The organism is Streptomyces chrestomyceticus JCM 4735, assembly GCF_003865135.1.
In the GTDB taxonomy this organism is placed as follows: Bacteria; Actinomycetota; Actinomycetes; order Streptomycetales; family Streptomycetaceae; genus Streptomyces; species Streptomyces chrestomyceticus.
Genome location: NZ_BHZC01000001.1, coordinates 4,886,895 through 4,909,162, shown reverse-complemented (window position 1 = coordinate 4,909,162; position 22,268 = coordinate 4,886,895). Strand labels below are relative to the sequence as shown.

Sequence of the window (22,268 nt, the reverse complement as noted above, 5' to 3'; positions counted from 1 at the left end):
ACGTGAAGGAGCTGCACAGTGAAAGCAGTCATCGCCGGATCTTCCGGAAACACCACCGTGACCGACACCCCGGACCCGTCCCCCACCCCCACCCAAGTCCTCATCGACGTCGAAGCCGCAGGCGTCGGATATGTGGACGTCATGACGCTGCGCGGCGAGTACCCGGCGTTTCCCGGGCGGGGGCGGTGCCCGGGATGGAGGTCGTCGGGCGGGTGACGGCGGTCGGGGCGGAGGTGTCCGAAGGGCTGGTGGGGCAGCAGGTTCTGGCGTTGCTGCCGGGGTTCGGCGGGTTTGCCGAGAGGGGCGTGGCCGAGGCCGAGATGGTCCTCGCGAGCCCGCCGGGGGCCGGTGCGGACGAGGTGGTCGCGCTGGGTGTCAACGCTCTGGTCGCCGAGCTGGCGCTCCAGCGGGTGGGGGCCGCTGCCGGGGAGCGGGTGCTCGTCCGTGGGGCCGGTGGCGGGATCGGGGTGCTCGCCACGCAGATCGCGCATGCGCGGGGAGCCGAGGTCACCGTCGTCACCTCGTCCTCGGCGCGCGGCGAGCGCCTGCGGGAGCTGGGCGCCGCGCACGTCGTCGACCGGAACCGGTCCGGCGTTCCCGATGCGGGCTTCGATGTCGTGGTGGACACGGTCGCCGGCCCGGATCTGGGGCAGCATCTCGAACTCCTGCGGCCGAACGGGCGTTACGTCATCTGTGGCGCCGCCGGTGGCCTTCCCTCAGTGGAGTCCTTCGCGCCGCTGCTGCGGGATTTCCACAAGTCGCTGTCGCTGCACGCGTTCAGCCTCAACTCGGTGACCCCGGAGGAGCTTCGAGGCTCTTGGAAGAGGGTGGTGGCGCTTCTGGGCGAGGGCCGGCTGTCAGCCGTGGTGGATCAGGTTTTCCCGCTCGCCGAGGCCGCCGCCGCACTGCGGCACGTGGCGGACGGAAAGGCGTTCGGCAAGGTCGTCCTGCGTCCCCGGTAGGGTTGCCGGTCGACAGGATGGGCGTGCGGTTCCCGGGAGAGTTCGATGGCGCGCAGGCGGGACGAGCGGATCGATCACGCCGTACTGGCCGCGGTGTCCGAGCTCGTACGGGAGGTCGGCTACCCGGCTCTGACGATGGAAGCCATCGCGCAGCGGGCGGGCACCACCAAGCCCGCCATCCGCCGGCGCTGGGCGAGTCAGAAACACCTGGTCGTCGAGGCCATGGCGCGGGACCGGGCCGGGGTCGTGGAGATCGACACCGGGTGCACCCACTGCGACATCGTCGGGCATCTCGAAGCGCTCCGGGACGCGATGGACGACCCGGCCTTCGGCCATGTGCTCTGCGCGCTGGTCGCCGATCTCGCGGACGACCCGGAACTGCGGGAACGCTTCCTCACCGAGTTCTGGCAGCCGCGCCGGGAAGCGTGCGTCGTCATCCTGCGCAAGGCGCAGGAACGCGGCGACCTCCGGCCCGGTCTCGACGTCGACCTCGTGCTGGACCTGTTCGCCGCGCCCATCGTGTTCCGGGCGCTCTTCGGCCACTCCGGTCTCGGGCCGGAGTTTCCGGAGGAGGTGGTGTCTGCTGTGCTCTCCGGGACGGGGACGGGGACGGGGCAGGGGACGGGTACGGGAGCTGGCGGGCGGCCCGGCTGCGAGCGGCACCGTGCGCTACGCGGTCACAGCGCCAGCAGCCAGTCGACCGCCTGATCCGGAGTCTCGGCGACCGGTACGCCGTGCGGAACCGCCGGCCTCTGGACGACCACCACCGGCACCCCCGCCTCCCGCGCCGCCGCCAGCTTCGGGGCCGTCGCCGTCGCGCCGCTGTCCTTCGTCACCAGGACGTCGACGCGGTGGTCGCGGAGGAGGGCACGTTCGCCTTCGAGGGTGAAGGGGCCCCGGTCGAGGACGGTCAGCATGCGGGGCGGGTGGGGAGGTTCCGGGGCGTCCACGGAGCGGACGAGGAACCAGAGGTCGGTGAGGTGGGCGAAGGTGGCGAGGCCCATGCGGCCGGTGGTGAGGAAGACGCGGTGGCCGAGGGCCGGGAGAGCGGCGGCGGCCTCTTCGAGGGAGGCGACCGGGTGCCAGTCGTCGCCCGGGCCGGGGACCCAGCCGGGCCTGCGGAGGGCGAGCAGGGGAACATGGGCGGTGGCGGCCGCCTGCGCCGCGTTGAAACTGATCGTGCCGGCGAAGGGATGGGTGGCGTCGATGAGCGCGTCCACCGCGTGCTCGCGCAGCCAGTGCGCGAGGCCGTCCGGGCCTCCGAATCCGCCGATCCGCACCTCGCCGGCGGGGAGCCGGGGCGCGGCCACCCGGCCGGCCAGGGATGTGGTGACGCGCAGGCCGGGCCGCCGGTCCGCCAGTCCGGCGGCCAGCCGGCGGGCCTCGGTCGTGCCGCCGAGGATCAGGACGTGCGGAACGTGTGCGGCTCCGGCGGGGACGCTCATGGCAGGGGGTCTTCTCCATGGGTGAGGCAGGTACGGACACGAACGGTACGGCAGGCGCCACCGGCGGCCGTACGGCGCAGCTCGCGCACACCGGGCTGCGGCACGGCTGGACGACCGGGGCCTGCGCGACCGCGGCCACGACCGCCGCGTACACGGCCCTGCTGACCGGGGACTTCCCGGACCCGGTGACGATCACCCTGCCGAAGGGGCAGACACCCGCGTTCGCGCTCGCCGCCGAGGAGATGCCCGAGGACCGCGCCACGGCCATGGCGGCCGTCGTGAAAGACGCGGGGGACGATCCCGACGTCACGCACGGCGCGCTGGTCCGGGCCACCGTGCGCCGGCTCCCGGCGGGCAGCGGCGTGGTGTTCAAGGCGGGGCCGGGGGTGGGTACGGTCACCCGTCCGGGGCTGCCGCTGGACGTGGGTGAGCCGGCGGTCAATCCCGTACCGCGGCAGATGATGCGGGAGCACGTCGCGGAGGTCGCGCGGCGGTACGGGGGCGACGGGGACGTCGAGGTCGAGCTGTCGGTCGATCATGGCGAGGAGATCGCGCGGAGTACGTGGAATCCGCGGCTGGGCATCCTGGGAGGGCTGTCGATCCTGGGGACGACCGGGATCGTGGTGCCGTACTCGTGCTCGGCGTGGATCGACTCGATCCGCAGAGGTGTGGATGTGGCGCGTGCGGCGGGGCGTACGCATGTGGCCGGATGCACCGGTTCGACCTCGGAGAAGGTCGTCGTCGCGGAACACGGCCTGCCGGAGGACGCGCTGCTGGACATGGGCGACTTCGCGGGCGCGGTGCTGAAGTACGTACGGCGGCATCCCGTGCCGCGGCTGACGGTCTGCGGCGGCTTCGCGAAGCTGTCCAAGCTGGCGGCGGGCCATCTGGACCTGCACTCGGCGCGTTCGCAGGTGGACAAGGGGTTCCTGGCGGAACTGGCGCGGCAGGGCGGGGCGGATGCGGAGCTCGCTGACGAGGTCGCCGTGGCCAATACGGGGCTGGCCGCGCTCCAGTTGTGCACGGCGCGCGGCGTGCCGCTCGGGGACCTGGTCGCCATGAGGGCCCGCGACGAAGCGCTGGCGGTCCTGCGGGGCGCGCCGGTCGCGGTGGACGTGATCTGCATCGACCGGGCGGGGAACGTGGTGGGGCGGGCGGAACCCCGGGGGCCGCGCGACGGGGAGTGACCGACACGGGCCTGCCGTACGCCCGCTTTCCGTTACGCCGCGTCCGGCCCCGGCGGCGCCTGGAACGGTACGTCCTTCGCGTACGCGACGATCTCGACCTCGTCGCCGAGAGCCCACTCCGCGACGCGCGAGGCCATCGCCGCCGGGACGCCCTCCGTCTCGCCCGGCGCGGGCGGTACGTCATAGGTGCCGTGCGCGTCGTGCGGCAGGACGACGCGGTACTCGCGCTCCAGGGCGCTCCGCGCGGTCGCCAGTACGCACATCTCGGACATCACGCCGCAGACGACGAGGGACCGTACGCCGGACTCGGTGAGCAGCTCGCCCAGCGGGGTTCCGTGGAAGCCGTCGTCCAGCGTCTTGCGGATCACGACCTCGCGCGGGCCGGGCTCGACGGACAGGTGCAGTTCCCAGCCAGGGGTGCCCGTCTCGTCGGACATCCCGGGCGCGCCGTCGTTCTGGAGGTGGACGATCAGCGCGCCGGCGGCCCGCGCCCGGCCGACCAGGTCCTCGGCGCGCTCCTGGACGGCCGCCGCGTGCGGCGCCGCGCCCTCGCCCGCGAAGAAGGCCGACTGCACGTCGACGACGATCAGGGCTTCGACGGGCTCGGGCTGCGGCATCGCGTTCATCCGGCCGATCCTGCTGGGTCCGCCCTACCCGATCAACCGGTTATTCGGCTTGTGCGGCGCGGAGTTGCCCGGTCCCCGCCGCGCATCCCCGCTCCCGCTCCGTCGAGTACAGGTGGCTGTCGCGGAACTGCGAGGCGCCCAGCGTGCGACCGACCATGATCACCGCCGTACGGACCACACCCGCCGCCTTCACCTGGTCCGCGATGCCGGCGAGGGTGCCGCGCAGCACCAGTTCGTCGGGGCGGGAGGCCATCGCGACGACCGCGGCGGGGCAGTCGGCGCCGTAGTGCGGCAGGAGTTCGCCGACGACCCGGTCCACGTAACGGGCCGCGAGGTGCAGGACCAGGAGGGCGCCGCTGCGGCCCAGGGTGGCCAGGTCCTCGCCCTCGGGCATGGGGGTGGCCTGCTGGGCGACGCGGGTGAGGATGACGGTCTGGCCGACGGTGGGGACGGTCAGTTCGCGCTTGAGGGCGGCCGCGGCGGCGGCGAACGCCGGGACGCCGGGGACGACCTCGTACGGCACGCCCGCCGCGTCCAGGCGGCGCATCTGCTCGGCCACGGCGCTGAAGACGGACGGGTCGCCGGAGTGCAGCCGGGCGACGTCCTGGCCGGCCTCGTGGGCGCGGACCAGTTCGGCGGTGATCTGGTCGAGGTCCAGGTTCGCGGTGTCGACCAGGCGGGCGCCGGGCGGGCACTCGTCCAGCAGTTCGCGCGGCACCAGGCTGCCCGCGTACAGGCAGACCTCGCAGCGGGCCAGGAGGCGGGCGCCGCGCAGCGTGATCAGGTCGGCCGCGCCCGGTCCGGCGCCGATGAAGTGGACGGTCACTGTGCGTCTCCTGGGGCAGAGGGGGCAGAGGGGGTGGCGGTGGAAGGGGTGGCGGGAGCGTCGGGGGCCGCGGGCTTCGTCACCGACCACTGTGTGACCGGCATCGCCTGCCGCCAGCCGGTGAAGCCGCCCACCGGTACGGCGTGCGCGACCGCGAGCCGTACGAGGTCGCCGCCGTGCCGCCGGTACCACTCGGCGAGCAGCGCCTCGGACTCCAGCGTGACGGTGTTGGCGACCAGCCGGCCGCCCGGCGGCAGCGCCGCCCAGCACGCCTCCAGGAGGCCGGGCGCGGTGAGGCCGCCGCCGATGAACACGGCGTGCGGAGCCGGGAGTCCGGCGAGCGCTCCGGGCGCGGGGCCGGTGACCACGCGCAGGGCCGGTACGCCGAGCGCGTCCGCGTTGCGGGTGATGCGTCCGGACCGTACGGCGTCCCGCTCGACGGCGACGGCGCGGCAGGTGCGATGCGTACGCATCCACTCGATGCCGATGGAGCCGGAACCGCCGCCGATGTCCCACAGCAGTTCGCCGGGGGCGGGGGCCAGCGCGGCGAGGGTGGCTGCGCGTACGTGGCGCTTGGTCAACTGGCCGTCGTGCTCGTACGCGTCGTCCGGCAGGCCGGGGGCGGCGGAGAGCCGGAGGGCTTCCGGGGCGCGGGCGCAGTCCAGGGCGATGACGTTGAGGGGGTCGGTGCCGTCCGCGACGGGCGGGGCCGGCCAGTCCGCGGCCGTGCCCTCCGTCTGCCGTTCGCGCGGGCCGCCGAGCTGTTCCAGTACGCGCATCCGGGTCGGGCCGAAACCTCGCTCCCGCAGCAGCCCGGCGACCTGGGCGGGGGTCTCGGCGCCCGCGGAGAGGACGAGCAGCCGGCGGCCGTCGTGCAGGGCGGCCGCCAGGCCCGCGAGGGGACGGCCGACGACGGTGACGACCTCGGTGTCCTCGACGGGCCAGCCGAGCCGGGCGCACGCGTACGAGACGGAGGACGGGTGCGGCAGCACGCGCGGCGGCGCGGCACCCGCCTCGGCGAGCACCTCGGTGAGCGTCCGCCCGATGCCGTAGAACATCGGGTCCCCGCTGGCCAGGACGCACACCTCGCGTCCGGCGTGCGCGGCGAGCAGCCCCGGTACGGCGGGCCGCAGCGGCGACGGCCACGGGATCCGCGCGCCCGCGCACTCCGCGGGCAACAGGTCGAGCTGCCGTGCGCCCCCGACGAGCGCCCCCGCGCCCCGCAGCACCTCGCGCGAGGCGGCCGGCAGCCCGTCCCAGCCGTCCGCGCCGATCCCGACGACGGTGACACGGGCGGGGACGCGTGGCGCGGGGGCCGCGGGCGACGGTTCGGGAGTACCCGGCGCGGGCGCTGCGGGCGGCGGGGCGGGGCTCACTGCCGGTTACCTCATGGCTTCGGGTCGGCCGCCGTACGGGGCGGCACGACGGGGTCCGGTGGACGCGGGAAGTCAACCGGGAGCGGACCACCCGGTCGGTGCGTTTCCAGAGTAAGAGGCAGTGTGCACGGCCCTCACCGGCGGGCTGCGGGCACCGGTACGGGCGGGGTCGGCGGAACCCCCGCCGAATTCGTTTCACGGGCGCATAATTGGCTACTCCTAGTAATCGTGACGTCACCGGGCGATGCTGTTCGGTGACGCACGAACCGGGCACCGAGGGAAGGCGCTGCGATCATGGACACAGTGGAACGCACGACGGCGGTCGAGAGCATCACGGACGCCGAGGCGGCGCGGGACGAACTCCAGGCCGCGCTGGCCGGAGTGGGCATCACCCTGCCGTCACTGGGCCTGGACGGCCCGTCGCTGGCGGCCGACGCACCACGGCCGCTGGTGGAACTGGGCCGCTGCGCACCCGACGTCGCACGGCGGCTGGCGGCCGCGCTGCGGTGTACGGGGCGGGAACGGTGAGGGGGCGGCGAGGGGAATGAGGGTGCGGCGAGCGGCGTAGGAGCCACGGGCGGCGAGCGGCGTACGGACCGTAGGAGGCGGGTGCGAGGAGCTGCGGACCCGCGTCCGTAGAACTCGCCGAGCCCGGACCGGACCTGCCGTCGGCGGACGGCTGCGCCCCGCCCCCTCGGCAGGACAGGCCCCCCCCACCACCGCTGCGCAGGCCCCTCACCACGGTTTGAGGTGCCTGCGCAGCGGTGGTGCAGGTGTGGCGACGCCCCCGTACGGACATGAAGGAGTACACCTGCCGCAGCACCCCACCGGTCCCGTGCGCCCCTCGCGCGGACCAGCCGCCACCACCGGCCACCGGGGCAAGGTTTTCTCAAGGACCGGTCAAGGCTTCCGTCCCACCCCGTGGGCATCCCCTCCCCAACCGGCCGCCGTGTCCGGTCCGGGACACGGCGGCTTGATCCGACAGGGGGATGTCATGGGGGCATTGAGCGCTTTCGACAAGAATTCACCACACCAGTTACGCGAGTGGCTGACCCTCACCGGCCGCAAACGCGTCCTCGTCGTCGCCCACACGGTGACGTACATCAAACGCCTCCAGGAAGTGTTCTCGCTCCTGGAGTCCGACCTGCGGGTCCAGGTCCTGTTCACCGCCCCTCCGCATCCGTTCGGCGACGGGGTGGCCGCGTTCCTCCACCGGCTCGGCAGCGCCGTACTGCCCTGGGAGAAGGCGGCCCGGCTCGACTACGACCTCGCGCTCGCCGCGGGGCCGCGGGGGCTGGGCGAGATCAGCGCGCCGCTGATCACGCTGCCGCACGGGGCCAACTACCTCAAGCGCATCGTCGAGGGCACCGACGCCCGGGTGGCCGGCCTCGGGCGCCCGGACATCGTGCCGGACGGCCGGTGCCTGCCCGCCGCCGTGGTCCTGCCCCACCGGGACGACCTGCACGGCCTGGCGCAACTGTGCCCGGAGGCCCTGCCCGTGGCCTCCGTGGTCGGGGACCCGGTGCACGACCGCATCGTGGCCAGCCTGCCCCGCCGTCCCGCCTACCGGCGGGCGCTCGGGCTGCGCAAGGGGCAGAAGCTCGTCGCCGTGGTGTCCACCTGGGGCGCGCTGTCGTCCTTCGGGTCGATCGAAGCGCTGCTCCCCCGCCTCATCAACGAGCTGTGCGGCAAGGGCCGGCGGGTGGCGCTGCTGATCCATCCCAACGTCTGGTCGGGGCACGGCGCCTGGCAGGTACGGGCCTGGCTGGCGCAGTGCCGGCGGTACGGCATCGCCGTCGTACCGCCCGAGGCGGACTGGCGGTCCGTGCTGGTGGCGGCGGACTGGATCATCGGGGACCACGGGTCGGTGACGCTGTACGGAACACTGACCCGCGCCCCGATCCTGCTCGCCTCCTCGCCGGAGCGGGAGATCAACCCGTTGTCGCCCGCCGCGGCCCTGGCCCGGACCGCGCCGGCCCTCTCCCCGGGCCATTCGCTCACCAGCCAGTTGGCGTACGCCGCCACCGAGTACGGGGAGCACCAGGGCGAGGAGTACGCGGCCATCGCGTCCCGGATCACCTCGGAACCGGGGCGGTTCACCAGAAACATGCGGCGGCTGATGTACCGGGTCCTGGGCCTGGGGCAGCCCGCGCACCCGGCGGTCACGCGACAACTGCCGCTGCCGCCGCGCCTGGACTCCTGGTGCGCTGCGGACACCGGTGCCGGTACGGATACGGATGCGGACACGGAGGCAACAGCATGATCAGTACGTGGAGCACGATCGGCACCGTCGGAACCCTCGGCATCACCGCGCCACCGGTGTCCGGCGGCCGGTGGCACCGTTCCGTACAGGTGATCTACGGGCCGCCGGCCGCCGGTGCCTTCGGTACGGGCCCCGACCCCGTGGCCGGCATCACCGTCGCCACGCGGAGCGGAGTACGCACCGTACTCGTCCACAGCGGGCAACCGGACGGGCCGACCGCACCGGCCGGTCCGACCGGACCGACCACGCACCCGCCCCTCCTCGGCACCGACGACCACTTCGCCGTCGACGCCGACACCTGCGCCGAAGGGCCCTGGCTCGCCTGCGCGGACGTCCTGGTCCACAGCCGGCCGCGGCAGCGGAGCGGAGCGTGGCTCCGGCTCAACCGCGTGCTCGCCCGCCATGCCGGCTGCCGGCTCGTGGCCCTGCCCCTCCTGGACGGCAGTTGCGCCGTGGCGGACCGCGACGGCACCCGATGCCTGCTGCGGCTCGCCGAGGGAACGGGTACGGCGGGGCCGGAGAGATGGTCGCAGGCCGCGTCGTGCCTCCACGGCCTGCTCTCGACGGGGCACACCCTGGACGGGCTGCGGCACGTCAGCTTTCTGACGGGTCCGTAGGGCGTTCCGCCCGGGGGTCTGCTGGGCCCCCCGGTCTGCTCGCACCACTCAGGCCGGCCAGCAGATCCCCTACGCGCCGGGCGTCCGAAGGGCTCTGCGACGCGTACAGGATCCGGGCGCGCTCCCAGTGTTCCCGTGCCGTGTCCGGGAGGGCGTGCTCGTGCGCGCACGCTCCCAGCATCTCCGACACGCGCGCCTGCCAGTGGGCGGACCCGGCGGATTCGAAGAACCGCAGCGCCTCGCCGAGCCGCTCCGCCGCCGTGTCGTACGTACCGGTCAGCGCACTCGCCCGTCCGGAGAAGGCGAGTGCCCGCGCGGCGTCGTACGGGTCGTTCAGCGCGACCAGCGCTTCGTGCGCCTGCGCGAAGAGTTCCGCCGCCCGCTCGGCCGGGCCGCCTGCGCCCCCGGAACGCTCTGCCTGCGCCTCCTCCAGCGCGATTTCTCCCAGTATGATCCGCGCCAGTGCCACGCCACGCCCGTAACCCGCCTCCTGCCAGGTCGAGATGGCCCGGTGGAGGTGGTCCGCCGCTTCCTGGAAACGTCCCGCCTCCCGGTGCGCGGCGCCGATCCCGAGCAGCGCCTGGCCCTCGTCGCGGATGTCGCCGGCCTCGCGGGCGGCCCGCAGCGACCGGGTGAACCAGTCGATGGCGTCGTCGGTGTGCCCGGCCGCGTTGAGGCCGATGGCACCGGAGTTCAGCATCTGGCGCTCCGCCGTACGGTCGCCGTCCCGGCGCGCCGCCCGGCGGCCGATCTCGTGTGCTTCGATCCAGAGGTCGTAGTGGCGCAGCCGGTGGAACAAGGGCCATAACGCGTCCACGAGCTGCCAGGCCAGCTTGTCCCACCGCTTCTCGTCAGCGGTGCGTACGGTCGCCATCAGGTCCGCGCGCCGGGTGTCCAACCAGGTGAGCGCACCGCTCTCGTCCGCGAAGGGGCAGGAAACGGTCGGTTCGTAGACATACTCACGGCCGAGGGTGAACTGTATGGGGGAGAGCAGCGCCTGAGCCGCCGACGCGGTGTGCAGATGCCAGTCACCCACACGACGAGACGTTTCTTCCTGAGCCGTCGGAGACTCTTCCGCCCGGCCGCGTTCCTCGGCGTGCAGACGGACCAGGTCGTGGAAGCGGTAGGCGTCCGGGCCGGTGTCCTCCAGCAGGTTGGCCTCGACCAGCACGTCCAGCAGCCGCTCCGCCTCCCCGAGGGGCACGTCGAGGGCCACCGCCGCGAGGCGCGAGTCCAGTTGCCGGGCCGGCAGCAGTGCGAGGCACCGGTACAGCCGGGCCGCCTCGGGCGTCAGTACCGCATACGACTCGTCGAGCGCCGCGTACACCGATAACTCCCCCTCCACGGCCAGCGCCGCCAGCCGTCCTCGGTCCTGTGCCAACGCTTCCGCCATGGTGCGCACCGGCTGCCGGGGGCGGGAAGCGAGCCGGGCGGACGCCAGGCACACCGCCAGGGGCAGACCGGCGCACAGGGCCACGACCTGGTGCACCGCGCTGCCCTCGCTCCGTACGCGCTCGGCGCCGATGCCCCGGGTGAGGATCTCGACGGCGGCGTCCTGCTCCAGCAGGCCCAGTTCGTGGTAGAGCGCTCCGTCGGCGCGCAGTCCGGTCAGGCGGTATCTGCTGGTCACGACGACGAGGCAGTGCCGGCCGCCGGGCAGCAGGGACCGCGCCTGGGCGGCGGACAGGACGTTGTCGAGCATGATCGATACGTGCAGGCCGTCGGTGACCGAGCGCCACAGCGCGGCTCTCTCGTCCAGACCGTGCGGCACCTGTACGACACCCAGCGCGCGCAGGAATTGCCCCATGACGTCGCCGGGATCGGCCGGTCCCGTCTCCGAGTGGCCGCGGAGATCGGCGTACAACTGGCCGTCGGGAAAACTCCCGGTCATCCCGCGCAGCCATCGGGACACCAGCGTGGTCTTGCCGATTCCGGCGGGCCCGCTGACGACGATCAACGGGGTGGACAGCTCGGGAAATCGGCCGTGGAGATCCGCCAGCGCCGACAGATCATTTTCCCGGTCGGTGAAATGCGGCGTCACGGAGAGAAGCTGACGGGGAACGGGAAGCCGCGCGGCGGGGTCCGCGTGCACATGTATGCCGCCGCTGACATCTCCCGCCTGGATACTCGTCCCGTGAATCCTGGCCGAACCGCCAATGGCGTTCGCATCCCGGCGCATCCCCCACCCCCGTCCGGCACGACCTCGGCGATCACTTCAGCTCTACCCACGGAACGGCGGCGGGAGACCTCCGGAAGGACGGCGGACGCCGCGGAGCGCGGCGCAGGGCCCGAATCGGCCACCGCCCGTGCCCACCGGCAACCGCCCCTGCCCACCGGCCACCTCCGGTGCCTACTGGCCACTTCAACCATTGAGTGCCATGCTCGCGGAACCGGTATGGGGCGCCGATGACGGGAGGCGCTGATGGAGATTTTCATCCTCGGCCCCATTTGCCTCGGCTCGGACACGCACCGGGTCGGCCTCGGCTCCGACAAAGAGCGTGGCGTTCTCGCGTCGCTGGCCTTGTCCGCGGGCCGGCCCGTCGCTCTGGACGCATTGATCGACCGTCTTTGGGACGGCACACCGCCGGGCAAAGCCCGCGAATCGGTTCACACGTACGTGTCACGCATTCGCAAATCCATACGCATGGCAGCCGCCGGGACCGCACTGCCGAAAGCCGCCGCGATCACCCATCATGCGCACACCTATACCCTCGAAATTCTGCCCGAGCGCATTGACTGGCACCGTTTCCAGGATCTCGTCTCCAGGGCCCGGCGCCTGTCGGACGACGGCGGCGACGACCGGGCGGTCGCACTGCTCCACCAGGCGGACGACCTGTGGCGCGGCGATGCCCTCGCGGGCCTGCCGGGGTCGTGGGCCGAGCGCATGCGCACGAGCCTGACCGAACAGCGGCTCAGCGCCACCACCTCGCGGATCGCCATGCAGTTGCGCCTGGGGCGCTTCAGCGAGGTGATCGGTGTTCTCTGCTCGCTGGTCGGCCAGTTCCCCGACGACGAAACCCTCCTCGGCTACTACATGCTGGCCTGCTACGGCTGCGGCCGGCACGCGGACGCCTTGCGGATCTACCAGGAGGCCCGCCGGAAACTCCGTACGGAACTGGGCTCCGACCCGAGCGAAGAACTCGCCCGCATCCACCAGCGCATTCTGCGGCGCGCGCCCGCCCGCGAGATCCTTTTCGACGGCCCGCAACATGCCCCTGACACATTCCGCCCCGCTTACGCCCCGCGCAACCTGCCACGTCAGGCCGCTCTCGTCGGCCGCCGGACGGAAATGCGGCGGTTCCACGCCGTGATCGCCGCCGCGAGCCGGGACGAGGGGGACGGTTACGCCGCCATCGTGGCCCTGGAAGCGATTTCCGGTATGGCCGGGGTGGGCAAGACGGCTCTGGCCGTGAATGCCGCCAGTGCGCTGGGCCGGCACTTCCCCGACGGGCAGCTCTACATCGATCTGCGCACCCACGCCAGCGTCCAGGAACCGCTGAGCGCCTCCACCGCGCTGGCAACTCTGCTCCGGCTTCTGGGAATTCCGGCGAACTCCATCCCTTCCGCGCTCGAAGAACGCACGGACCTGTGGCGGACCCTGCTCTCGCACAAAAGAGCCGTCATCATCCTCGACGACGCCGCGGACACCGACCAGGTGCGCCCACTCCTTCCCGGCCTGTCACCCTCCCTCATCATCATCACCAGCCGCCGCCATCTGGCGGGATTACCCGGCGCCCACCCTCTCGCCCTCGACGTACTCCCCCCACAGGACGCAGTGGACCTCTTCCGGGCGTTCTCCGGACAGGAACGCACCCAGGACGCCACCGGAATATCCCGGATCGTGAATCTCTGCGGAAATCTGCCGCTCGCCATCGAGATCGCCGCGAACCGGTTCAACGCCCGCCCGTCCTGGTCCCTGTCCGATCTCCGCGAGCGGCTCACCCGCGGCCCCGGCCGGCTCGCCGAACTGCACGACGGATACTCGGAAGTGGCCCGTGCCTTCGAGATGTCGTACCAGACGCTGACGCCAGCCCAGCAGTCCGCGTTCCGCCGCCTCGCCCTCCATCTGGGCGCCGAGTTCGGCCCGCACGCGGCATCCGCGCTGATGGGCCTTCCCCAGCAGCAGACGGAACGGCTTCTCGAAAGCCTCCTGTACTGCCATTTGCTTCAGGAGCCCCGACCCGACAGGTACCGGTTCCACGACCTGCTCGGAGAATACGCACGGGCTCTCGCGCATTCCGAGGACGACGAGGAAACCCGTGAGCAGGCCGTGCAGCGCCTGATCGACTTCTACTTGTCCGCCACCGAGGCCGCGGACACCCTCGTCTATCCGCAACGGCCCCGGATGGCCCGTCAGCGCGCCGACAGTACGGCCGGCACCATCGGCAGCCGGCTGCCTTGGCGCGATGCCGAGGCGGCCAAGGAATGGCTCGCCACGGAACGCTCCAACCTCCTCACCGTGGAACGGTATGCGCGCACCCACGGCGTCTCCCGCCAGGCCGCACTACTGAGTCACGCACTGTCGGAGTTCCTGGACGCCGAATGCCACTGGGTGGACACCGACCGGATGCAGCGGCACGCCGTCGACCACTGGAAGCAGACGGGTGACCAGCGCGCACTGTGTCTGGCCCTGCTCGACCTCAGCGCGACCCGCACGAACACCGGCCACTATCCCGAGGCCATGGCGGCGGCCCGCCACGCACTCGAACTGGCACGCACCACGAATGCCCCCGACGCGGAAGCCGACGCGCTGCGGAAACTGGGCATCCTGCACTGGAATCACGGCCAGAATCACGAGGCGCTCGCCGCCCACCGGGAAGCCATCGCCGTACATGAACGCTCGGGCAATACCTGGGGTCAGGCCCGCTGCGAGAACAACTATGCGATTTCGCTATTACACCTGGGAAAGCACCAGGAGGCCCTGGAGTACTTCACCCGGGCGATCGACACGTTCCAGCAGGCCGGTGACCGCCGGAATTCGGCCAAGTGCATCAACAATCTGGGCGATCTGCACCTGCAAGTGGGGAATGTGGAGCTGGCACGCCAGACGTACGAAACCTCCCTCGCCCTCACCAAGAACGTCGGCAGTCTCTCCGACGTGGCGACGATGCAGGCCAATCTCGCCGGCCTGCTCTCCGCCTCGGCCGACCGGCACGACGTCGCTTCTGGCATGGACATGTTTAGGGAGTGCCTGTTCACCTTCCGGCGGCTCGGCGACCGTAAGAACGAGGGAAATGCCCTGATCGGCCTGGGTAAGGCCCACTTCGGTCTAGGACAGTTCACCGAGGCGGCCACCCACCATCAGCAGGCCCTGACTCTGGCCCGGAGCATCGGCGCCGCCCAGGAAGAAGCACGCGCCCTGCGGTGTCTGGGAAGCGCGGAGGCGGCACTCGGCAGTCTCGCCGCCGCCGCGGAGCACCTTTGCGCGGCGATTTCGCTCGCCCACCGAATTCACTTCCCGGAGGAAGAGGCACGGGCGACGGATGTGCTGGCGGAGGTGCGGCTCCGGGAGGGAAGCCGTGAGGCCGCGCAGACGCTGTGGCGACAGGCGTTCGAATTGTTCAGTGGTCTGGACAAGGCGGAGGCGTCCCGGGTCGCACTGAACCTTGAGGCAAAAGGCGCCAATAGTTGACAGTTTCGTCAATGGCGGCGGGCTTGCTCGACCGTTGCAGAGACAGGCATTGTCACTGACGCGCAATCGTGATCCAATCTGCGCTCAGATTGATCCGCTCTCTGCACGAGGACCCTCTAGGTGACAAAACACGTAGTGCGGCGCATTGTCTCCATGGCGTTAGCCGGAGCCGCCGCTCTCCTGGCGATTACCGCAGCGACTGCCTCGCCCGTAGCGGCGAATGATCATCAAGTCGCCCACAGCATGGCGTCCGCCACCGCGACACCCACCATGCGCACGGTCGCGAGGATATGCATACCGACGTAGACGTTCGCGTCCGTCGTCAGTCGCTCCGAGGGGGCCGCCGCAAGACCTGCGCCGGCCCCCTCGGCCGTCCTCCCCACCCACCCCCCTGACCTGCACCGATGCGCCATCCGACGGTAATGACAACGGTCACCGGTGCAGCCTTTGGATCTAGCGGAGAAGTGCGGTTTGCTTCGTGGCGCACGTCCTTTTGGACGCCCCAGGGAGGAGCGCGCCCCATGCCCGAGCACGCCCACAGCCACGACCACGCCCCCGGCCATTCGCACTCGCACTCGCACACCCTCGCCCCCGACGCCGACCGCCGCTGGCTGCGTGCCGCGCTGGTGCTGATCACCGCGTTCATGGCCGTGGAGGTGGTGATCGGTTTTCTGGCGCGTTCCCTGGCGCTGATCTCCGACGCGGCCCACATGCTGACCGACGCCGCTTCGATCGTGCTCGCCCTGGTCGCCATGCGGCTGGCCGCGCGGCCCGCGCGCGGTGGCTACACGTACGGGCTCAAGCGCGCCGAGATCCTGTCCGCGCAGGCCAACGGCATCACCCTGCTCGTACTGTCCCTCTGGCTCGGGTACGAGGCGATCACCCGCCTGGTGTCACCGCCCGAAGTGACCGGCGGCCTGGTGCTGGTCACCGCGCTGGCCGGGGTCGTCGTCAACATCGCGGCGGCCTGGTGCATCTCCCGGGCCAACCGCAGCAGCCTGAACGTCGAGGGCGCCTACCAGCACATCCTCACCGACCTGTTCGGCTTCATCGCCACCGCCGTCGCCGGCGCGGTCGTGCTGACCACCGGCTTCGCGCGGGCCGACGCCATCGCCTCGCTCGTCGTGGTCGTCCTGATGCTGCGGGCGGGCACCGGCCTGGTCCGCGAGTCCGGGCGGATCTTCATGGAGGCCGCGCCGAGCGGTGTGGACCCGGACGCGCTGGGGGACCACCTGGTCGAGGTGGACCAGGTCGTGGAGGTCCACGACCTGCACATCTGGGAGATCACGTCCGGGGAACCGGCCCTGTCGGCGCACATCCTGGTCACGCCGGGCGGCGACTGCCATGCCGTACGGCGCGGCCTGCACGAGCTGCTGAGCCTGAAGTACGGCATCACCCACGCCACCCTCCAGGTCGACCACGTGGGCGAGCTGCCCCGCTCCGGTGAGGTGCTGCACATAGCGGCGGGGCCGGACGACGCGGCGCTGGCGCCCCCGCACTGCGAGGGCACGCACGGGCCGGTGCACCGGCCTGGCCCGCACGACCACTGAGGAGGCCCGGGCCGACCCGAGTCGGCCCGGTGCGGTCAGAAGGTGATGACCGTCTTGCCCTGCGCGTGCCCCGTACGGCTCGCCTCCAGCGTTTCCGGTGCCTCCTCCAGCGTGATCTCCTCGCCGAAGATCACGGTCAGCCGCCCCGCGTCGAGCTGCCCGGCGAGGATCTCCAGCAGTTGCGGCGACGGCCGGTTCTGGAAGTTGAAGCCGCGCAGGTTGTGGTCGGTCAGCGCGTCCGCGTCGGCGGACCCGACGGTGGAGACGGCCGTACCGCCGTCCCGTACGGTCCGGGTCATCTCGCCGAACGCGGCCGGACCGCTGACCAGGTCGAGCAGCACGTCCACGCCGTCCGGATGGGCGGCCAGCACCTGGTCGGCCACCGGGCCCAGCGTGTGGTCCACCGTCTCCGCAGCACCCAGACTGACCATCAGGTCCGTCAGGCCCGGCCGCGCGGTGACGATCACCTCGGCGCCCCGGCCGGCCGCCAACTGGGTGGCGAAGGTGCCGACGCCGCCGGTGCCGCCGACGATCAGGACCCGTTTGCCCTCGCTGATCCGGGTCTCCTCCACCAGGTTGTAGGCCGTCGTCCCGGCCGTGGGGACGGCCGCCGAGGTCGCGTACGTGACGCTGCGGGCCGCGCCGGCCAGCGCCTTCTCCTCGACCGCCGCGAACTCGGCGTACGAGCCGCCGCCCCGCTCCGGCCGCTGGAACTGGCCGAACACCGAGTCGCCCACCGTGAAGCGGCGCACCCCGGTGCCGATCGCGACCACCTCGCCCGCGCCGTCCGACCCCAGGACGAGCGGGAAGGTGTGCGGCACCGCGTCCTTGAGGAGGCCGTCGGCGATCTTCCAGTCGAGGGGGTTGACCCCGGCGGCGGACATCCGCACCAGGACCTCGCCCGGTCCGGGATCGGGCTCCGACAGTTCCATGAGCTGGGGCTGTTCGCCGAATGCGGTGACTGCTACGGCCTTCATCGTCGCGTTCCCTTCCGCCCGAACGATCCTCGTTCCACCCTCCCGACCGGTGGCAGGGCAAGGGCCGCCGTCAACATGGCGCCCGTCGAGGCCCGCCTTCGGGTGAAACGACGCCAGGTGACGACAGCCCACAGGATCGTAAGCACGCGAACCGGGCGTATCCGGCAGGACGAGGGGCGGTGCCCCGGAAGCAACTCGTACGGCCCCCCGCCGAACCGGTGCCGCCCGGCCCGGCGCCACGCCGCGTTTGCCCCGCGGCCCGGCCGGTTACCCGTCCTCGGTATGAGCGGCAGCAGCGGCGGCGCGGACGACGCACACACCATCAAGGCGGGGCGGCGCACGGTCAAGATCAGCCGGCCCGGCAAAGTCCTCTTCCCGGACGACGGGATCACCAAGGCCGACCTGGCCGACCACTACAAGGCGGTCGCCCGGCGCGCGGTACCGCACCTGCGCGACCGGCCGCTGATGATGGAGCGGCACCCCGACGGCATCGGCGGCAAGCCCCTGATGCAGAAGAACGCCCCGGACTACTTCCCCGAGTGGGTACGGCGTTCCGAGCAGTCCAAGGAGGGCGGCACCGTCACCCACGTCGTGTGCGACGACCCGGCGACCCTCGTCTACCTCGCGGACCAGGCCACCGTCACCGTCCACCGCTGGCTCTCCCGCGAGCACCGCCCCGACCACCCCGACCTGATCATTTTCGATCTCGACCCGGCCGAGGGCGCGGACTTCGAGGACGTACGGTGGGCCGCCCACCGGGTCTGCGACCTGTGGGACGAACTGAAGCTGCCCGCGCGCCTGATGACCACCGGCTCGCGCGGCCTGCACGTCATCGCGCCGCTGGACGGCGGCTCCGACTTCGACGCGGTACGCGACTTCGCCCACCTGGCCGCCGAACGCCTCGCCCGGCAGCACCCGGACCGCCTCACCACCGAGCAGCGCAAGGCCGACCGCAAGGGCCGCATCTACCTGGACGTGCAGCGCAACGCGTACGCGCAGACGGCGGTCGCGCCCTATTCCGTACGGGCGAAGCCGGGCGCCCCGGTGGCCACCCCGATCTCCCGCGACGAGCTGGACGACCCCGGACTGACGGCCCAGCGGTGGACGGTCGCCACCTTCCCCGACCGGCTCGCCGAGGACGACCCGTGGGCCGGGCTGTCCTGGCGCGGCCGGTCGGTGCCGGCGGCGCGGGAGCGGCTGGAGGCGCTGGAGGAGTAGGGCAGGGCCCTTGCCTTCCCGCGGCCCCGCCCGTTTGCCCGCATAAGGCGACCGCCCCTGGGCCGCGGGCTTCAATGGACCAATGATCCGGTTCGAGTCCGTCACCAAGCGCTACCCGGACGGCACCACCGCCGTGGACGACCTGTCCTTCGAGGTCGCCGAGGGCGAGCTGGTGACGCTGGTCGGACCGTCCGGCTGCGGCAAGACCACGACGATGAAGATGGTCAACCGGCTCATCGACCCGACCGGCGGCCGCGTCCTCGTCGAGGACGAGGACATCGCGACGGCCGACCCCGTACGCCTGCGCCGCCGCATCGGCTACGTCATCCAGCAGACCGGCCTCTTCCCGCACCGCACCGTCCTCGACAACACGGCCACCGTGCCGCACCTGCTCGGCTGGCCGCGCAAGAAGGCCCGCGCCCGCGCCGCCGAACTCCTGGACCTGGTCGGCCTGGACCCCGGCCTCCACGGGCCGCGCTACCCGGACCAGCTCTCCGGCGGCGAGCGGCAGCGCGTCGGCGTGGCGCGCGCGCTGGCCGCCGACCCGCCCGTCCTGCTGATGGACGAACCGTTCGGCGCGGTCGACCCGGTCGTCCGCGACCGGCTCCAGAAGGAGTTCCTGCGGCTCCAGGCGTCGCTGCACAAGACGGTGCTGCTGGTCACGCACGACATCGAGGAGGCCATCCGGCTGGGCGACCGGATCGCGGTCTACGGGCAGGGCCGGATCGAGCAGTACGACACTCCGGCGAGCGTGCTGGGCGCGCCGGCCTCCCCGTACGTCGCCGAGTTCGTCGGCAGCGACCGGGCCCTGAAGCAGCTCGCGGTCACCGGCATCGACCCCGGCGACCTGGAGCATCCCCCCTTCGCCCGCCTCGGCGAACCGGCCGCCCGGGCGGCGGAGCGGCTGCGCGCGGAGGGCGCGCGCTGGGCCGTCGTCCTGGACGAGGAGGGCGGGCTGCACGGGTGGGTGGGGACGGAAGAGATGTCGGAAGCGCGGGGGAACGTTTCGGCGCACGCGCGCCGGATGGAGGCGTGGGTCCCGGTCAGCGGCTCGCTCAAGGACGCCTTCAGCGAGATGCTCAAGTACGACGCGGGCTGGATCGCGGTCGTGGACGGCACCCGCTTCCTGGGCGTCCTGACCCCGGCCCGGCTGCACGAGGCGCTACGGCGCACGATCGGGTCCGACGAGCAGGGGGTGCCGAGGGAGGAGACGGAGGTGGACTCGGTACCCACGGAGTGAGACGGCGGCCCGGCTACAGCAGCCCCTTCTTCCGCAGATAGTCCCGCGCCACGTCCTCCGGGAGCCGCCGCCAACTGTCCACCCGCTGATTGAGGTCGGCCAGGTCCTCCGTCGTCAGTACGGAGTTGAGCTTGCCCAGCGCGGCGGCGATCCGCCGGCTCCCCGCGCGGGCCCGGTTGACCACCGGAACGACGTAGTCCGCGTTCTGCAGCTTCTTGTCGTCCTCAAGGAAGACCAGCCCGAACTGCTCGACCGTCGCGTCCGTACTGGTCGTCAGCACCATCTGGTCCTGCCCGTTCTGCACGGCCTGCTTGGCGGGCGTGGTGCCCACCCCCTTCGGGTCGACGGCCGTGATGTCGATCCCGTACGTACGCTTCAGACCGGGCGCGCAGAACGGCCGCCGCACACACTCGTCACCCGCCGCCAGCCGTACCGGCAGCTTGGCGCGCCCCAGGTCGCTGAGGGTCTTCAGACGGTGCTGCTGCGCGTACGAGGCGGCCACGGCGAACGCGTTCTGGTCGACGGCCCGGCCCGGCGGCAGCACGGTCAGGCCGCGGGGCGTGGCCAGGTCGCGCAGCACCTTCATCGTCGTGCCGAGGTCCGGGGAGGCCACCGGGTCGGCGTCGGCGCCGTTGGTCTTGGCGTTCAGCCAGTCGGCGAAGGTCGCCGCGTACTCGGGTACGACGTCGATCCGGCCGCTCTCCAGGGACGGCTCGTACAGCTCCCGGTTGCCGACGGTGAGGATGCCGGTCCCGTACCCGGCCTTGCCGAGCAGCACCGCGTACATCTGGGCCAGCAGCTCGCTCTCGGTGAAGCCGGCCGAGCCGATCGACAGGTGGCGGCTGTCGCCGGGCGCGGCGGTGACCTGGCCGCGGTTCTCCAGGGAGGGGCCGGTGGCGCAGCCGGAGAGCACGGTCAGGGCCGTCAGCCCCGCCAGTCCCGAGAGGCGGGCCTGCCGGCCCGTACGCCGCAGTACGGCCCGGACCGGTCCGCCGGCGCGCCCCCTCACCGCGTCCGCCCCCGCGCCCACGCCGGCCCCAGCCGCTGCACCACCTCGAACAGCACCTCCATCAGCAGCGCGAACACCGCCACGATCACCGCCCCGCCACCACCTGCGGCGTACTCGCCAGGTTGAACCCCGCCGTGATGATCCGCCCGAGCCCGCCCCCGCCGACCAGCGCGGCCAGCGTCGCCGTGGCGACCAGTTGCACCGCCGCGATCCGCACCCCGGTCAGCACCAGCGGCAGCGCCAGCGGCACCTCCACCCGCCGCACCAGTTGCCCGCCGGACATCCCCATCCCGCGCGCCGCCTCCACCACGTCCCGGTCCACCTCCCGCATCCCGACGTACGCGTTGGTCAGCAGCGGGGGCAGCGCGAACAGCACCAGCGCGATGAACGTCGGCCAGTCCCCGTGCCGGCCGAGCGGGGTCAGCAGGAGCAGCACCAGCACCGCGAAGGTGGGCACGGCGCGCCCGACGTTGGCGAGGTTGACGGCCAGCGCGCCGCCGCGGCCGAGGTGCCCGAGGGTGACGGCGACGGGCAGCGCGATCAGGCAGGCGGCGAGCAGGCAGCCGACGGTCAGCAGCAGGTGTTCGGTGAGGCGGTGCCAGATGCCGTTCTCGCCGGCCCAGTTCGCGCCCGTGGCGAGCCAGGTCCAGACGTCCCCTAGCGTGCTCATGCGCGCCGCCACGGCGTCAGCAGCCGTTCCAGTCCGAGCAGCAGCAGATCGAAGGCGACGGCGATGACGACGCACAGCACGGACGCCGTCAGCACCTGCGCCTTGAAGAACGAGTTCATCCCCGCGTAGATCAGATTGCCCAGCCCGCCGTGGCCGACGATCGCCCCGATCGTCGTCAGCGCGACGGCGGAGACGGTCGCGATGCGCAGCCCCGCCATCGCGGCGGGCACCGCCAGCGGCAGTTCGACGGCCAGAAGCTGCCGCAGCGGCCCGTAGCCCATGCCGCGGGCCGCCTCCTTCGCCTCCTCCGGTACGCCGGCCAGCCCCGCCAGGATGTTCCGTACGAGCAGGGTCAGGGAGTACAGCGCCAGCCCCACGATGACCAGGGTGGACGACAGCCCGTACAGCGGCAGCAGCAGCGAGAACATCGCCAGCGACGGAATGGTGTAGAGCACGGTGGTGACGCCCAGCACCGGCCCCACCGTCCAGCGCCACCGGCGCGCGACCAGTGCCAGCGGCAGCGCGATCACCAGGCCGAGCAGCACGGACACCACGGTCAGGTGGAGGTGCTGGAGCGCCGCGTCGAGCAGGATGTGGCGGCGGGTGGCGAGGTAATCGCCGCAGATCCAGTCGTTGCGGGCCAGGCAGTCGTCCGGAGGGGCGGTCACGA

General features: G+C 72.3%; 19 protein-coding genes and 1 pseudogene. 11 read left to right on the top strand and 9 right to left on the bottom strand.

Features of this window, described 5'->3' with window-relative positions:
- The first annotated feature begins 18 nt into the window (after positions 1-18).
- Genes EJG53_RS21145 through EJG53_RS21135 form a run of 3 tightly spaced genes read left to right on the top strand, consistent with a single transcriptional unit; the run spans position 19 to position 1,670 of the window.
- Positions 19-216: a hypothetical protein gene (locus EJG53_RS21145; RefSeq protein ID WP_125046133.1), complete on the top strand. Its 198-nt coding sequence runs from the start codon at positions 19-21 to the stop codon at positions 214-216.
- Positions 195-962, top strand: a complete 768-nt coding sequence (locus EJG53_RS21140) for a quinone oxidoreductase family protein (protein WP_125046132.1) — start codon at positions 195-197, stop codon at positions 960-962. Before EJG53_RS21145 ends, EJG53_RS21140 begins: the two co-directional genes overlap by 22 nt.
- 45 nt (positions 963-1,007) lie before the next feature.
- Positions 1,008-1,670: a TetR/AcrR family transcriptional regulator gene (locus tag EJG53_RS21135; RefSeq protein WP_125046131.1), complete on the top strand. Its 663-nt coding sequence runs from the start codon at positions 1,008-1,010 to the stop codon at positions 1,668-1,670.
- On the opposite strand, the gene EJG53_RS21130 is transcribed toward EJG53_RS21135, so the two are convergent.
- Positions 1,640-2,407: a cobalt-precorrin-6A reductase gene (locus EJG53_RS21130; protein ID WP_125046130.1), complete on the bottom strand. Its 768-nt coding sequence runs from the start codon at positions 2,405-2,407 to the stop codon at positions 1,640-1,642. The two genes, EJG53_RS21135 and EJG53_RS21130, sit on opposite strands and share 31 nt — an antisense overlap.
- Before the next feature lie 17 nt (positions 2,408-2,424).
- Here EJG53_RS21130 and EJG53_RS21125 point away from each other — a divergent pair, with 17 nt between their 5' ends.
- Positions 2,425-3,594: a cobalt-precorrin-5B (C(1))-methyltransferase gene (locus EJG53_RS21125; RefSeq protein WP_125046129.1), complete on the top strand. Its 1,170-nt coding sequence runs from the start codon at positions 2,425-2,427 to the stop codon at positions 3,592-3,594.
- 32 nt (positions 3,595-3,626) lie between these two features.
- Here EJG53_RS21125 and EJG53_RS21120 read toward each other — a convergent pair whose 3' ends face one another.
- The 3 genes from EJG53_RS21120 to cbiE are packed head-to-tail and all read right to left on the bottom strand — an operon-like array spanning position 3,627 to position 6,422.
- A complete protein-coding gene (locus EJG53_RS21120; protein WP_125046128.1) occupies positions 3,627-4,220 on the bottom strand; it encodes a cysteine hydrolase family protein in 594 nt (197 codons plus the stop codon).
- Between the two features lie 40 nt (positions 4,221-4,260).
- Positions 4,261-5,046, bottom strand: a complete 786-nt coding sequence (gene cobM, locus EJG53_RS21115) for a precorrin-4 C(11)-methyltransferase (RefSeq protein WP_125046127.1) — start codon at positions 5,044-5,046, stop codon at positions 4,261-4,263.
- On the bottom strand, positions 5,043-6,422 hold the full coding sequence (cbiE, locus tag EJG53_RS21110; RefSeq protein ID WP_125046126.1) for a precorrin-6y C5,15-methyltransferase (decarboxylating) subunit CbiE: 1,380 nt from the start codon (positions 6,420-6,422) through the stop codon (positions 5,043-5,045). The genes cobM and cbiE overlap by 4 nt, the downstream gene beginning before the upstream one ends.
- Positions 6,423-6,716: 294 nt before the next feature.
- Here cbiE and EJG53_RS21105 point away from each other — a divergent pair, with 294 nt between their 5' ends.
- From EJG53_RS21105 to EJG53_RS21095, 3 genes are all read left to right on the top strand, one after another.
- The gene (locus EJG53_RS21105) at positions 6,717-6,950 is read left to right on the top strand and encodes a hypothetical protein (protein ID WP_174856436.1); all 234 of its coding nucleotides are present in this window, start codon (positions 6,717-6,719) and stop codon (positions 6,948-6,950) included.
- 466 nt (positions 6,951-7,416) lie between these two features.
- Complete coding sequence (locus tag EJG53_RS21100; RefSeq protein WP_244955258.1) at positions 7,417-8,685, top strand: hypothetical protein; 1,269 nt, start codon at positions 7,417-7,419, stop codon at positions 8,683-8,685.
- Positions 8,682-9,302, top strand: a complete 621-nt coding sequence (locus EJG53_RS21095) for a hypothetical protein (protein WP_125046125.1) — start codon at positions 8,682-8,684, stop codon at positions 9,300-9,302. The genes EJG53_RS21100 and EJG53_RS21095 overlap by 4 nt, the downstream gene beginning before the upstream one ends.
- Here the strand turns inward: EJG53_RS21095 and EJG53_RS21090 are convergent.
- Entirely contained in the window at positions 9,280-11,343 is a 2,064-nt protein-coding gene (locus EJG53_RS21090; protein WP_125046124.1) for a tetratricopeptide repeat protein, read from the bottom strand. The two genes, EJG53_RS21095 and EJG53_RS21090, sit on opposite strands and share 23 nt — an antisense overlap.
- A 381-nt stretch (positions 11,344-11,724) precedes the next feature.
- On the opposite strand from EJG53_RS21090, the gene EJG53_RS21085 reads away from it, so the two are divergent.
- Positions 11,725-14,934, top strand: coding sequence for an AfsR/SARP family transcriptional regulator (locus EJG53_RS21085; RefSeq protein WP_174856435.1), 3,210 nt, complete (start codon positions 11,725-11,727; stop codon positions 14,932-14,934).
- A gap of 521 nt (positions 14,935-15,455) precedes the next feature.
- A complete protein-coding gene (locus tag EJG53_RS21080) occupies positions 15,456-16,484 on the top strand; it encodes a cation diffusion facilitator family transporter (protein WP_125046123.1) in 1,029 nt (342 codons plus the stop codon).
- A 35-nt stretch (positions 16,485-16,519) separates the two neighbouring features.
- Here EJG53_RS21080 and EJG53_RS21075 read toward each other — a convergent pair whose 3' ends face one another.
- Positions 16,520-17,461: an NADP-dependent oxidoreductase gene (locus tag EJG53_RS21075; protein ID WP_244955257.1), complete on the bottom strand. Its 942-nt coding sequence runs from the start codon at positions 17,459-17,461 to the stop codon at positions 16,520-16,522.
- Positions 17,462-17,743: 282 nt separating this feature from the next.
- On the opposite strand from EJG53_RS21075, the gene ligD reads away from it, so the two are divergent.
- The gene (ligD, locus tag EJG53_RS21070) at positions 17,744-18,679 is read left to right on the top strand and encodes a non-homologous end-joining DNA ligase (RefSeq protein ID WP_125046122.1); all 936 of its coding nucleotides are present in this window, start codon (positions 17,744-17,746) and stop codon (positions 18,677-18,679) included.
- Between the two features lie 82 nt (positions 18,680-18,761).
- Entirely contained in the window at positions 18,762-19,919 is a 1,158-nt protein-coding gene (locus tag EJG53_RS21065) for an ABC transporter ATP-binding protein (protein WP_125046121.1), read from the top strand.
- 13 nt (positions 19,920-19,932) lie between these two features.
- Here the strand turns inward: EJG53_RS21065 and EJG53_RS21060 are convergent, their stop codons facing one another.
- From EJG53_RS21060 to EJG53_RS21050, 3 genes and pseudogenes are all read right to left on the bottom strand, one after another.
- Complete coding sequence (locus tag EJG53_RS21060) at positions 19,933-20,856, bottom strand: ABC transporter substrate-binding protein (protein WP_174856567.1); 924 nt, start codon at positions 20,854-20,856, stop codon at positions 19,933-19,935.
- Positions 20,857-20,924: 68 nt separating this feature from the next.
- Positions 20,925-21,598: pseudogene (locus EJG53_RS21055) on the bottom strand (ABC transporter permease).
- The gene (locus tag EJG53_RS21050; RefSeq protein WP_125046120.1) at positions 21,595-22,266 is read right to left on the bottom strand and encodes an ABC transporter permease; all 672 of its coding nucleotides are present in this window, start codon (positions 22,264-22,266) and stop codon (positions 21,595-21,597) included. The pseudogene EJG53_RS21055 and the gene EJG53_RS21050 overlap by 4 nt, the downstream one beginning before the upstream one ends.
- Positions 22,267-22,268: the final 2 nt, after the last annotated feature.